The organism is Vibrio sp. 10N.261.54.A5, from assembly GCF_041471145.1.
GTDB lineage: Bacteria > Pseudomonadota > Gammaproteobacteria > Enterobacterales > Vibrionaceae > Vibrio > Vibrio crassostreae_C.
On record NZ_JBFRNU010000042.1, the window covers coordinates 44,648 to 57,919 of the forward strand.

Consider the following 13,272-nt stretch of genomic DNA (forward strand, 5'->3'; position numbering starts at 1 on the left):
GAGCGCCGTTTTTGTATTCTAATTTAAGCTCTAAAAATTATAGAGACTCAGTGAACGTACGTGCGATAACGTCACGTTGCTGTTCAGTTGTTAGAGAGTTGAAACGTACAGCGTAACCCGATACACGGATAGTTAGCTGTGGGTAGTTCTCTGGGTGAGCAACTGCGTCTTCTAGCGTTTCACGCTTAAGAACGTTAACGTTTAGGTGTTGACCACCTTCGATGCGTGGTGCTGCTTCGATTGCAACTTCACGGCTTTCGTACTCGCCTAGGTCTGCAGCTGAGATAACTTGGTCAGCTTCGAAACCTGCAGTAGCAACAACACAACGAGCTTCATTCTTCTCGCTATCTAGTAGCCAGATTGAGTTTAGTAGGTCATCGTTTGCTGCTTTAGTAATTTGAATACCTTGGATCATAACTATCTCCTAGTCCACTGAATGTGGTTTGATTATGGTGTTAACTTTCGATTTTTATTGAGCTGGGTAATGTATACCTAATATTAGTAAGGTTAACATTGATTTAAGTCAAAAAACAACCAAAAACCATATTTTTACAAAGGTGATTATATTGAGGTAAATCAATAAAACCTTTGAAAACAAAGTAATTACAAAATATTTTAAAGTATAAAAAATATTTAACAGTCATATTTGTTGTAAGTTTACTACATTTGTTGTGTTTTTATTGAACTACAACCGATACGACCCTTTATTTATTAAGCATTCTGAAAGTGTAAAGTGATTTAATGACAAACAATAATTCATCCTCAAAACCGGAAACAAATATTAAGTTTATTGGCGCTCATGTGTCGGCTGCTGGTGGTGTTGATCAGGCGCCTATGCGTGCACGTGAAATAGGTGCCAATGCGTTTGCACTGTTTACCAAGAACCAGAGACAGTGGGCGGCAAAACCGCTAGAAGCGAAAACCATTAGTGCCTTTAAAGCTAATTGCAAAATGTTGGGCTTCGGTGCTGAGCACATTCTTCCTCATGACTCCTACCTTATTAACCTAGGAGCACCAGAAGAAGAGAAGCTAGAGAAATCACGCGCGGCTTTTATTGATGAAATGGAGCGTTGTAATCAACTTGGATTAACGCTTTTGAATTTTCATCCTGGGAGTCATTTAAAGAAAATCTCAGAAAGCGAATGTTTGGCGAAGATCGCTGAATCGATCAACCTAGCTCATCAAGCGGTACCTGACGTAATCGCAGTGATCGAGAATACGTCTGGGCAGGGCACTAATCTGGGTTGGAAGTTTGAACATCTAGCAGAGATTATCGAACAGGTAGAAGATAAGTCACGTGTTGGTGTGTGCTTAGACACCTGCCATACGTTTACTGCTGGCTATGACTTACGTACAAAAGAGGCGTGTGAGCATACTTTTGCTGAGTTCGACCGCATCGTGGGTATGCACTATCTAAGAGCAATGCACATCAATGATTCAAAAGCTGAGTTCGCGAGCCGAGTCGATCGACACCATTCTTTAGGAAAAGGCGAAATTGGCTGGGATTGTTTTGAGTATATTGCCTCTGATTCTCGCTTTAATGGTATCCCTCTTATCTTGGAAACCATTGATTCGACGATCTGGAAAGAGGAAATTCAACAACTTAGAATGTTTCATCGCTCAGCAACGCTAGCGAGCGAACAAGCGTAATAATAGAGGGGGAAATTTATTTCCGTCTATTTCTAAAAATTGGCACCTTTCTTTCATAGTATTAAAGTGAATATGTAGTTCACGATGTCTTAGAGGAGGTGCCTTTATGTATTCAATCACCCAAACTTCAACTATTGCTGTCGCACGCCGTTTACCTACACCAAACCGTCACGTGCATAACCACGGCCACCATCGTACACAGCAGAAAAGTGGTTAATCGAGATAAGCACAACTTGAACTGATTATTATGATTCATCAACAAGTGAACCCTACACATCATGTTTATTGATAGCTGTATGAGGTATAACTAGAGCCTTATTTAGGACAGTTAGCCGATACAGCTATTTTTTTGTCTGGCGAAAGCCGCTAGAAACCTTGATGATTGGGAAGTAAAACGATGACCGCACCAAAGACTTGGGAATCCATTATTAATGATGAACGTGATAAAGAGTACTTTCAGAGTGTCCTCGCGTTTGTTGAACAGCAACGTAATAGTGGTAAAACCGTCTACCCGCCACAAGAACAGGTGTTCAGTGCCTTTGATATGACGCCTTTCGAATCCGTGCGAGTGGTTATCTTAGGGCAAGATCCTTATCACGGTGCTAACCAAGCTCACGGCTTAGCATTCTCAGTGCTTCCTGGTGTGAAAATCCCACCTTCTCTACGCAATATGTACAAAGAGCTTGCACAAGATATAGAGGGCTTTGAGATTCCTAGTCATGGTTATCTCGATTCTTGGGCATCGCAAGGGGTGTTGATGTTGAACACAGTCCTTACAGTCGAAGAGGCAAAAGCACACTCACATGCTAAGTGTGGCTGGGAAACCTTTACCGATGCCATTATTGCTGAGCTCAATCAGCGCTCTGAACCGATCATCTTTTTGTTGTGGGGCGCACACGCCCAGAAGAAAGGTCAAGCGATTGATGACGACAAGCATCATGTGTTGGTTGCACCTCACCCATCGCCATTATCGGCACGCCGTGGATTCTTCGGTTGTCAGCATTTCTCTACAACCAACAAGCTGCTTTCTTCTATGGATCAACAACCTATTGACTGGCGTTTACCAACAGAAGTGTAGGTTGGTGGTTTTCTGAGCAGGGTCAAATCATAAATCAGCATATTCGTATACACTTATAAATAGTAGGTGTAATGGAGTGCAATACTATGATGATTGAAAGGATAAGACGAGAGCATGGCTATATGGCTCGTTTACTCGCGATACTCAACAGTAAGTTAGAGTTTCTGAAACAGGAGCGAGAAATAAACTATAGCCTGATCGCAGAGGTGGTTCATTACCTTATGAACCATTCAGACAAAGTGCATCACCCTAAAGAAGACGTCATTTATCGCTACTATCTTAAGCAATATGGCAGCGAGCAAGCGATTGGAGACTTGGAGTTAGAGCATCAATTGCTTTCTGAGAAAACGGCGGACTTTTTAGGTTTGGTCGATATGATCCTTCAAGATGCGGTGGTTCCTCAGCAAGTCTTTATTGAGCAGCTTGAAGCGTTTGTTAAGGCTCAGCGAAAGCACATGGAATATGAAGAGAAGCATGTGCTACCCATGATTGTTGAGGCGTTCACGGTGAAAGATTGGCAAGAAGTGGAGTCTCAATGGCTTCAACCGGAAGATGACCCTGTTTTTGGAGAGACCATCGCCGATCAATATCGCCAACTCGCGGCTCGGGTTCGACAAAATGAACAAGAGTGTGTTTAGCCCGTTGTAATGTTGAGGTGCACCTATTTTTAGGTGTCCTCTATATTAGAGGGTTGGTTTCTAAATGGCGCTTTGAGCGGATTAACTACCTCAAAAAATAAAAAAGGCACCTATATAGGTGCCTTTTGCTATCTGATTTCTTATCGTGCTGATTAAAGTTTTATATCGTCAAGGCTAAAATCAAGACCTAGGTTCATCTCTCTCAGCTCTTTCTCAAGCTGCCTACGATCGTTGATGGCTTCGATTTCACGCCACTTACGCTTGAGTGGTTTCGAGCGTGATTTTTGAGTTACACGAGGCATTTCTAGTTCTGATACTTCATCGAATTGAAAGCTATCCATAAGCCATATCTCCTTCCGTGGGACTAGTTCTTACGAACCAATAAATATCATATTTAGGTTCACAATAACTTTGATTTGTTTCTCATTTGTTTCAAATCCATGAAGCTTTTGTTCTATTTTCTTATGCATGCTCACACATTGTGAGAATTATTATGTATAAAAAACAGGCAAACAAACCTAAGTAAACGATTAAATTGGGGGTTATTGAATGTTAATTCATTGTGCGAATGGAATAGCGTTTTGACTACAATGCATTGAAGTGCACATGGTACCGTGCGGTATAGGGATCTCATTGGCCTAGAAAAAAACGAAGATCTTCACTATACCTTGTAAAACCTAGGCTGACGTCATTTTTATAGGATGGTGTTCTTGTTGGGGTAGTGCCGTGGCTGTTGTTGATATTATGTCCCGATAATGTGACTTTTATTGGGCTGCATTGTTGAAAGTTGTGTTAACAAAAGGTGTGTTATTAGTGAAATGTCATTTTAATATAAGTGTATTTGCATATTGATTTTTAGGCCGTCTCGCTGCATTATCCGCCCGTCAAAAAATACACTGATACGTAAAATGGATGCATGAAGCGACATTTACAGTCTCAATCGCCGCAAGAATATAACAAGAGTGCCGACACAACATTGACAGAGGCATAGGCGATTAAGAGGAAGGCTAGGAAGCATGATCGGTGCTTAAACTCAATTACGAGGTTCACGTGACAGACTTAATCAATTTGATGAACGATCTCCTTTGGGGATCTATCTTAGTTTACTTACTGGTTGGTGTGGGTATCTACTTCACTGTACGACTAGGCTTCATTCAATTCCGCCATTTCGGCCACATGTTCTCTGTTCTTAGAAACAGCCGTAAAGCAGACAGTGCTGGTATCTCTTCTTTCCAAGCTCTTTGTACTAGTCTCGCTGCTCGTGTAGGTACGGGTAACATGGCAGGTGTTGCTGTAGCACTAACCGCTGGTGGCCCTGGTGCTATCTTCTGGATGTGGCTAATCGCAATGCTAGGTATGGCAACATCGTTTGCAGAAAGCACACTGGCACAGCTATACAAAACGCGTGATAACGACGGTAACTACCGCGGCGGCCCTGCATACTACATGGAGAAAGGCCTAGGCATGCGTTGGATGGGGGTTCTATTCTCTATCTTCCTCATCATTGCATTTGGTCTTGTATTCAACGCGGTTCAAGCGAACGCGATTGCAAGCGCAATGAATACGGCATTCGACCTTGAGCGTAGCTACGTTGGTGTTGGTATCGTAATCATCTCTGCGTTCGTTATCTTCGGTGGTATCCGTAAGATTGCACGCACAGCAGAAATCATCGTTCCAATCATGGCATTGGCTTACCTAGCGATCGCTATGTACGTGATGTTCGCGAACATCGAGAAAGTGCCTGAAGTACTGGCTCTTATCTTCAAGAGTGCATTCGGTCTGCAAGAAGCAGCAGCGGGTGGCCTAGGTTACGCAATCGCACAAGCGATGATTAACGGCATCAAACGTGGTTTGTTCTCGAACGAAGCGGGTATGGGTTCTGCGCCAAACGCAGCAGCTTCTGCTACGCCTTACCCACCGCACCCAGCATCACAAGGTTACGTGCAAATGCTAGGCGTGTTCATGGATACCATTGTTATCTGTTCAGCAACAGTCGCAATCATCCTGATGTCTGGTGAGTATGTACCACACGGTGAAGTAACGGGTATCGAACTAACGCAACGTGCACTAACAGCACAAGTGGGTGAATGGGGCGGCATTTTTGTAGCGGTAGCGATTTTCTTCTTCGCTTTCACTTCAATCATTGCAAACTACTCGTACGCTGAAACGAACCTTATCTTCCTTGAGCACAACAACAAGAAGGGCCTAGTGCTGTTCCGTATCGTTGTTCTGGGTATGGTTATGTTCGGTTCTCTAGCGACGTTACCAACGGTATGGGCACTGGCTGACGTATCGATGGGCCTAATGGCGATTGTTAACTTGGTGGCGATTATCCTGCTATCAGGTATCGTGATTAAGCTAGCGAAAGACTACAACCGCCAACTAGACGCGGGTAAAGTACCAACATTCGATTCGAATGACTTCCCAGAGCTTAAGTCTCAGCTGGAAGACGGTATTTGGGACAACAACAAGAAGTAATCTTGTTGGAGCGATAAACGGCTCATCCTAAAGTGATTAGAAAGGCTAAGGTTTCGACCTTAGCCTTTTTGTTTGCCTGTCATTTGTCTCATTCTGTCTATCGAAGCTCATTCTCCCTATCGAAGTAATAGGAAGAGTCATAAAGACAAGTTGATGTTTTTTCTATACTCTAGCAGCATCCAGTTAGATAACCGATTAGGGTAAAGTTATGTTAGTTGTCGTTTCTCCAGCCAAAACACTTGATTACGAATCACCATTAGCGACGGAACGCTTTAGTCAGCCTGAGTTTGTTGAACACTCTGCTGAGCTGATTGAAGAGTGCCGCAAACTGACGCCAGTAGATATTTCTGCACTGATGAAAGTCAGCGATAAAATCGCAGGGTTGAACGTAGCGCGCTTTGAGCAGTGGAGCGAGACCTTTACCCAAGACAACGCACGCCAAGCAATCCTAGCCTTTAAAGGCGATGTATACACTGGCCTAGACGCTGAAACGCTATCGGATGAAGATTTTGACTACGCACAAGACCACCTGCGCATGCTTTCTGGGTTATATGGCTTGCTTAAGCCATTAGATTTGATGCAGCCATACCGCCTAGAGATGGGTACACGCTTAGCCAATGCTCGTGGTACTAACTTGTACCAGTTCTGGGGCAACATCATCACAGACAAGCTGAATGAAGCGTTGAATGCTCAAGGCGACAATGTGTTGATCAACTTGGCGTCTAACGAATACTTTAAAGCCGTGAAGCCGAAGAACTTGGATGGCCAAGTGATTACCCCTGTATTCAAAGACTGCAAGAACGGTCAGTACAAGGTGATCAGTTTCTACGCGAAGAAAGCGCGTGGCATGATGGCTCGCTACATCATCGAGAACAAGATCGACTCGGTTGAGGCGCTGACCCAGTTTGATACGGCGGGCTACTACTTCGTTGAAGAAGAGTCGAACGCGAAAGAGCTTGTCTTTAAGCGCGAAGAGCAAAACTAGTAGTCCTTGGCTAACGAGTAGCTCTCGGTTTTAGCCTGATAACAGACCAGATAGAGAAAAGCCCCATGCAGCGAACTGCATGGGGCTTTTTTATTGAATCGTTGAAGCTGGTAGATTACTTCTTCTTTGCTGCTTTCTTTTTCTTCGCGATTTTTTTCTTCTTCGCGATTTTTTGTTTCTCTACCGCTTTCTTATCTTCTTTCTTCGGCTTCTTCTTCTTAGTCACGGCCGCTTTCTTATGCGTAGGGCGCATGCCTTCAATAAAGCGTTCTTTGATTGGTTCGTCTGTGTAACGAGCCACACGCTCAATCATTAGTTGATCGTGCGCTTCAATGATAGAAACCGCGTTACCTTTTTTACCAGCACGAGCAGTACGGCCAATACGGTGTAGGTATACGTCAGCAGTACGTGGCATGTCGTAGTTGATTACGTGGCTTACGTCTGGAAGGTCGATACCACGAGCAGCAACGTCAGTCGCTAGTAGTACGTTTACAGAGCCGTCACGGAAACGAGCAATCGCGTTGTTACGACGATCTTGAGGCATTTCACCTTGGATCCACGCACATGGAATCTGCGCGCTTTCAAGTTGAGCTCGTAGATCACCTAGACGATCACGCGTCTTCAAGAATACGATGCTGCGCTCAGCTTGCTCTGTGATGACGTGCTTTAGGATGTTCAGCTTGTGCTCTGCTGTGTCTGCACGGTGGTACCACTGAGTGATCTTCTTACGCTCACGAAGTGATGATTTCGCATCGATCTCCGCTGGGTTTTTCAGTAGATCTTCAGTGAAGCCTTCAATGCCTTTACCTTCTAGCGTTGCTGAGAACAGTAAAGTTTGTTTACGCCAGCGACACTCTGCAGACAGACGGTCAACAACAGGACCAAAGCCCATGTCTAGCATGCGGTCGGCTTCATCTAGAACCAGCCATTCAATCGCACGACAGTCAAAACGCTCGCCTTCAATGTATTCCATCAAACGGCCAGGTGTTGCTACTACGATATCTTGAGTGGTACTTAAGATATCTGCGTGCTCTTGGTACATCACACCGCCCGTGATCGTGAAGATATTTAGGCTGGTGTATTTAGCAAGCTCACGTGCTTGTTCGGTGATCTGCATTGCTAGCTCACGCGTTGGCGTCAGGATAAGCATACGTGCAGGGCCAGATTTTTTACGTGGGAAATCCAGTAGGTATTGCAGTGCTGGCAATACAAATGATGCTGTTTTACCAGTACCTGTTGGCGCAGAAGCCAAAACGTCTCTTCCATCTAACGCTTGTGGGATTGCTTCAGCTTGTATCTGTGTTGGACGTTCGTAGCCCATTTCGTCAATTGCTTTAAGCAGCTCTTGGTTTAGATCGAGTTCTGCAAAGGTTCTGATCACTGTTGTTTCTCCACAAGCAATAAATGTTTCTGCCTCAAAAAGCAGACGATAAAAAAGAGTAGTCGGACATTATAGAAGCATTAGTGATTAGGATCACATGGTATTTGCTACATCTTGAGATAAAAATCTTTAGTGAGCGCAATAAATGCTTCGCTATAACCACCTTGATGGTGAATTGTAAGCGATTCACGCTGCAAATCTTGCTCGCAAGCAGGATCTTTAGATAACTCGAATAAAATTCGGCTAGCTGGCTTTTTATCTGTTGTTTTTACATCAAGGCGTTTTGCTAGATACCAACCACATTGCTCGGCAAGCTTGATAAAACCTTCCCCCTCAGGCGTCGGTAGGATGAAACTGGCAGTCGCGGCGTCGGTTGTTATCTCGAAACAACGCTGGGCAAGCGCTAAATGATCCAAGCTGTCGGTGTGCCTGGCGGTGGCTCTTTGGCTTTGCTGCGCCTGTTCTCCAGAGTTGAAGTAGGGCGGGTTACAGATGATCGCATCAAACCTTTGTGGAAAGTCGGCTGTTAACACGCTGCCGTGATCAAGGGAGATACGATTTTGCCAAGGCGACTGCTCAATATTGACAGTGGCAGCATCAATAGCGTGTTGATCAATATCTATCGCAGAGATTGAAGCATCTTCAAAACGCTGCGCAGCCATCAAAGCCAGCAGACCTGTCCCGGTTCCAATATCGAGTACACATGATCTTTGTGGCAGGCTTACCCACGCGCCAAGTAATACGCCATCGGTACTGACTGGCATACCGCTTTTCCCGCCGTAAATTGAGAATTGCTTAAAATTGAAGCTTTTAGTTTGCACTGTTTTGTCTTTCATTAATGTTCTGAGTATCGAGATATTTTAAGTGATTAGCTCTAATGTTAACCGCTTGTATGAGTCAATGTTCTGCTTGAAAAAATATTGTTGTGCATTGTGGTTAGTTTATAATTGTGGCTATTTTTCTATAGCTAGTGGAATCCACTGCTTTTTGTTCTCATATGCAAATTTATATGGTGTTTTTGTGTGGTGACTTGCAGCTAGCCAGTTGTTTCGTCATTATGCGCGACTATTTTATAGATTGATTGGCAGCTTTGAGCTGTAACATTCATGTAAGCACAACATAAATTCATAAATATAATTAAGGATTATCTGTGAAACAGAGTCTAAAACTAACAGATATAATGGCATTGGGCTTTATGCTTTTTGCGTTTTTCTTGGGTGCGGGTAACATCATCTTCCCACCTCTAGCTGGCCAATTAGCCGGTGATCACTTCCTTCCAGCGATGTCTGGTTTTCTGCTGACTGCCGTTGGTCTGCCGTTAATCACTATCGTCGCGGTCGCAGTGGCTGGTGGCTCTTGGGGTCACTTAACTAAAGATCTTCCTAAGAAAGCAGCAACCATCATGGCTGTACTGATCTTTATCATTATCGGTCCTGCATTTGCTGCACCGCGTACTGGCCTTGTTGCCTATGAGATGGCGGTGAAACCGTTCTTCATCGATGCCTCTCAAGCTCACCTAACTCTCTTTTCGATTGCATTTTTTGCAGTAGCGATGTTCTTCTCATGGTCGCAAGGTAAGCTTATTGACGTCATTGGTAAGGTGCTAACACCTGCACTGTTCGTTGGTTTGGTTGTGCTGGCGATTGCTGTATTCGTTAACCCTCAAGGCGATATTCTTGCGGCTCACGGTGAGTACATCACTCAACCACTGACCAAAGGTTTCCTTGAAGGCTACAACACCATGGATACTTTTGCTTCTTTGATGTTTGGTATGCTGATTGTTGATGCGATTCGTAGCAAGGGCATTACTGACCGTGCAGCGACGACTAAGTACCTAATTAGCGCGGGTTGTATTGCCGCAGCGGGTCTGGCGTTTGTTTACATCTCTCTATTTTTCCTAGGCGCAACAAGTGCAACAGTCGCAGCTGGTGCAGACAATGGCGGTGCTATTTTAAGCCTATACGTTCAATCGTTGTTTGGTCCTTCTGGTCAGCTAGTGCTTTCTGTGATCGTACTATTAGCATGTCTAACTACGGCGATTGGCCTTGTGTCAGCATGTTCTGATTACTTCAGCTCGCTAACGCCTCTGTCTTACAAGACTTGGGTAATCATCAATGGTGTAGCTTGTGCAACCGTTGCGAACGTTGGTCTTTCTCAACTGATTTCTCTGTCTGTTCCAGTACTGTTTGCACTGTACCCAGTCGCTATCGCGTTGGTTGCTCTGACATTCTTACGTAGCCGTTTCCCTAATCCAAAAGCGGCTTACCGCGTAGTGGTATTAGTGTCACTGCTGTTTGCTCTTATTGATGGCGCTAAAGTAGCGGGTGTAGACGTGTCTGCACTTAAGATGCTGCCACTGTTTGAGATCGGTATGGGTTGGTTGCTTCCAACAACGGCTGCAATCATCTGTATGTTCTTTGTTGGCAAGTCAACAGAACAAGAGATGGCTGAAGAGACTGTTTAATCTTCCGTTGAGATTAGATTGTCCTTCGAGATGAAATAGAAAAGGCCTCATTACTTCGCAGTAATGAGGCCTTTTTGTATTCTGTGGTCTTTTTATATCCAGCTAGTTACTTGGTTAGCTACTTAGCCGGGAGTACTTCTGTTTGGTTATAGCTTTTCGCTGTACTCAACCAGTACTTGCTCAACCCAGCTTGCGATACGGTCGTCGCTTAGCTCGTATTGTGAATCTTCATCAAGCGCCAAACCAACGAATTGAGATTTGTCTTCGGTTAACGCTTTAGACGCTTCGAACTCGTAGCTGTCATCGTTTGGCCAGAAGCCAACAAACTCTGCACCCGCGGTTTTCAGTTCATCATGCAATAGACCCATCGCATCTAGGAACCATTCGCCGTAGCCTTCTTGGTCACCCAAACCAAACAGAGCCACAACCTTGCCTTTCATAGGCGTGGTTGCGATGTCTTCCCACAGTTCATTCCAATCTTCTTGGATTTCACCGAAGTCCCAAGTCGAGATGCCCAGCAATAAAAGGTCGTAGTCCGCCATCAATGAAAGAGGGCTTTCTTTCACGTTATGGATATCAACTAGGTCTTCACCAATAATGCCGCGAATTTTCTCTGCTGCCATTTCTGTGTAGCAGGTGGTTGAGCCGTAAAATAATCCAATTTTCATAGCAAACGTTCGATTTTAATTTCAGATGGCGAATTCTAACCATAAATCGACTTCGATTGCAGCGATTATCCGCTCAAGTCGTAATTTTTATGGCATTCATATTTGCTCTGGCATACTCTCAAAACAGTTTCCAATATTGTGAGTAACACTATGCAGTCGCCTCAAGGGCAGAGCGCAGACCACGGTCTCGTTGAGCAGTTTTTAGATGCTATGTGGATGGAGCGAGGATTATCGGAGAATACGCTTGTCTCGTACCGTACCGATTTGTCCAAGTTATTAGCGTGGATGGAAAAGAACAATTACCGCCTCGACTTCATTAGCCTTTCAGGTTTACAGGATTATCAAGGCTGGTTAGCCGACGCCGATTTTAAGCAGACCTCTCGTGCCCGTATGTTGTCGGCGATTCGTCGCTTGTTCCAATATTTGCACCGCGAGAAAATCAGAGGCGATGATCCAAGTGCCTTGTTGATCAGCCCGAAGCTGCCGCAACGCTTGCCGAAAGATTTGAGCGAAGAACAGGTTGATGCTTTGCTCGATGCGCCAGATCCGAACGATCCGATTGAGCTTCGCGATAAGGCGATGCTTGAGTTACTCTATGCAACCGGTTTGCGTGTGACAGAACTGGTTAGCTTGACGATGGAAAACATCAGCCTAAGACAGGGCGTGGTGCGTGTTATTGGTAAGGGTGGCAAAGAGCGCTTAGTACCAATGGGCGAAAATGCGGTGGATTGGATAGAGACTTTTATTGAACAGGGTCGTCCACATCTACTTGGCGAAAACAGTTCTGATGTGGTTTTTCCGAGTAAACGCGCCAAGCAAATGACCCGTCAGACGTTCTGGTATCGTATTAAGCACTACTCGGTCGTCGCTGGTATCGACACAGAATTGTTGTCACCACACGTATTGAGACACGCTTTTGCGACGCATTTACTGAACTATGGCGCAGATCTCAGGGTCGTACAGATGTTACTTGGGCATAGTGACTTATCGACTACCCAAATTTATACTCACGTGGCGACTGAAAGGCTCAAGCAAATTCATGCGCAGCATCACCCACGTGCTTAAATCCATTTATTTTTAAGGTGAACTTAATGAGCGTATTACGCCGTCTTCCTCTACTAGCGCTTCCTCTTATGATTACTGCATGTAATGCATCAGAAGCGAAAGTAGAAACAACATCAACAGCCGTAGAAGCTGCTCCAGCTCAAGCTATTGATACAGCTGCGTTAACTAAGCGTTTTGAAAAAATCGGTATTAAGGTCGATAAGATTGTTCCTTCGGATATCGATGGTTTGTTAGAAGTTCAAACCAACAGCGGCATTATATTTTCTTCTCCAGAGGGCGATCACTTTCTAGCCGGTACACTTTACTCTTTAGATGAAAACGGTAAGTTCAGTGATGTTTTGGCTGAGCGTCAAGCTCCGCTGAATGCTGAAAAAGTCGCGGCGATGTCGGATACGGTTATTGAATACAAAGCCGATAACGAAAAGTATGTTGTGACGGTATTTACTGACATTACGTGTGGCTACTGTGTTCGTCTGCACAGCCAAATGCAGGGCTACAACGATCTGGGTATTACCGTTCGTTACATGGCTTACCCACGCCAAGGTGCGACAGGGCAAGTTGCCGATCAAATGGCAGCAATCTGGGCTTCAGATGATCCAAAAACAGCGATGCATGACGCTAAAGTAAATCGTCAAATGCCAGCGTCTGGTAAAGATCTAGCAGAGCAAAAGCAGATCATTTCTAAACAGTACCAATTAGGTCGTGAGCTTGGCATCAATGGCACACCGGCTATCGTGCTAGCAAGTGGTGAGTTGGTGAGTGGTTACTTACCGCCAGCACAACTTCTTCAACGTTTAGAGCAATAATCTCGTTTTCTGTATTGCCAATTTATCCCCCATGTTTTTGATTTAAGGAGTGGCCTGAT

13 protein-coding genes are annotated in these 13,272 nt (G+C 44.6%); 8 read left to right on the top strand and 5 right to left on the bottom strand.

Going from position 1 to position 13,272, the window contains the following annotated elements; translation table 11 throughout:
- Positions 1 to 37 precede the first annotated feature (37 nt).
- Positions 38 to 415, bottom strand: coding sequence for an autonomous glycyl radical cofactor GrcA (grcA, locus tag AB4329_RS12940; RefSeq protein ID WP_017059315.1), 378 nt, complete (start codon positions 413 to 415; stop codon positions 38 to 40).
- A 326-nt stretch (positions 416 to 741) separates the two neighbouring features.
- On the opposite strand from grcA, the gene nfo reads away from it, so the two are divergent.
- From nfo to AB4329_RS12955, 3 genes are all read left to right on the top strand, one after another.
- The gene (nfo, locus tag AB4329_RS12945; protein WP_017062881.1) at positions 742 to 1,650 is read left to right on the top strand and encodes a deoxyribonuclease IV; all 909 of its coding nucleotides are present in this window, start codon (positions 742 to 744) and stop codon (positions 1,648 to 1,650) included.
- Positions 1,651 to 2,047: 397 nt separating this feature from the next.
- Positions 2,048 to 2,728, top strand: coding sequence for a uracil-DNA glycosylase (gene ung, locus AB4329_RS12950; RefSeq protein WP_017059317.1), 681 nt, complete (start codon positions 2,048 to 2,050; stop codon positions 2,726 to 2,728).
- An 86-nt stretch (positions 2,729 to 2,814) separates the two neighbouring features.
- Entirely contained in the window at positions 2,815 to 3,366 is a 552-nt protein-coding gene (locus AB4329_RS12955; protein WP_372138487.1) for a hemerythrin domain-containing protein, read from the top strand.
- Between the two features lie 152 nt (positions 3,367 to 3,518).
- Here AB4329_RS12955 and AB4329_RS12960 read toward each other — a convergent pair whose 3' ends face one another.
- Entirely contained in the window at positions 3,519 to 3,707 is a 189-nt protein-coding gene (locus AB4329_RS12960) for a DUF3545 family protein (protein ID WP_017059319.1), read from the bottom strand.
- A 709-nt stretch (positions 3,708 to 4,416) separates the two neighbouring features.
- On the opposite strand from AB4329_RS12960, the gene AB4329_RS12965 reads away from it, so the two are divergent.
- Together AB4329_RS12965 and yaaA are read left to right on the top strand one after the other, a co-directional pair.
- Positions 4,417 to 5,844, top strand: a complete 1,428-nt coding sequence (locus AB4329_RS12965; RefSeq protein ID WP_032545312.1) for a sodium:alanine symporter family protein — start codon at positions 4,417 to 4,419, stop codon at positions 5,842 to 5,844.
- A 208-nt stretch (positions 5,845 to 6,052) separates the two neighbouring features.
- Positions 6,053 to 6,829: a peroxide stress protein YaaA gene (yaaA, locus tag AB4329_RS12970; RefSeq protein WP_017059322.1), complete on the top strand. Its 777-nt coding sequence runs from the start codon at positions 6,053 to 6,055 to the stop codon at positions 6,827 to 6,829.
- Positions 6,830 to 6,944: 115 nt separating this feature from the next.
- Here the strand turns inward: yaaA and srmB are convergent, their stop codons facing one another.
- Together srmB and AB4329_RS12980 are read right to left on the bottom strand one after the other, a co-directional pair.
- The gene (srmB, locus tag AB4329_RS12975) at positions 6,945 to 8,210 is read right to left on the bottom strand and encodes an ATP-dependent RNA helicase SrmB (RefSeq protein ID WP_017059323.1); all 1,266 of its coding nucleotides are present in this window, start codon (positions 8,208 to 8,210) and stop codon (positions 6,945 to 6,947) included.
- Positions 8,211 to 8,317: 107 nt separating this feature from the next.
- Complete coding sequence (locus AB4329_RS12980; RefSeq protein ID WP_017059324.1) at positions 8,318 to 9,046, bottom strand: tRNA1(Val) (adenine(37)-N6)-methyltransferase; 729 nt, start codon at positions 9,044 to 9,046, stop codon at positions 8,318 to 8,320.
- Between the two features lie 314 nt (positions 9,047 to 9,360).
- On the opposite strand from AB4329_RS12980, the gene brnQ reads away from it, so the two are divergent.
- Positions 9,361 to 10,674 (top strand): branched-chain amino acid transport system II carrier protein, encoded by a 1,314-nt coding sequence (brnQ, locus tag AB4329_RS12985; RefSeq protein WP_017059325.1) that lies wholly within the window; start codon positions 9,361 to 9,363, stop codon positions 10,672 to 10,674.
- A 146-nt stretch (positions 10,675 to 10,820) separates the two neighbouring features.
- Here the strand turns inward: brnQ and fldB are convergent, their stop codons facing one another.
- Entirely contained in the window at positions 10,821 to 11,342 is a 522-nt protein-coding gene (gene fldB / locus AB4329_RS12990; protein ID WP_017062875.1) for a flavodoxin FldB, read from the bottom strand.
- A 150-nt stretch (positions 11,343 to 11,492) separates the two neighbouring features.
- Between fldB and xerD the strand changes: the two genes are divergently transcribed.
- Entirely contained in the window at positions 11,493 to 12,407 is a 915-nt protein-coding gene (gene xerD / locus AB4329_RS12995) for a site-specific tyrosine recombinase XerD (RefSeq protein WP_017059327.1), read from the top strand.
- Between the two features lie 26 nt (positions 12,408 to 12,433).
- Positions 12,434 to 13,213 carry a thioredoxin fold domain-containing protein gene (locus tag AB4329_RS13000; protein ID WP_017067617.1) on the top strand — a complete coding sequence of 260 codons (780 nt, stop codon included), beginning with the start codon at positions 12,434 to 12,436 and terminating at the stop codon, positions 13,211 to 13,213.
- The last annotated feature ends 59 nt before the right edge of the window (positions 13,214 to 13,272 follow it).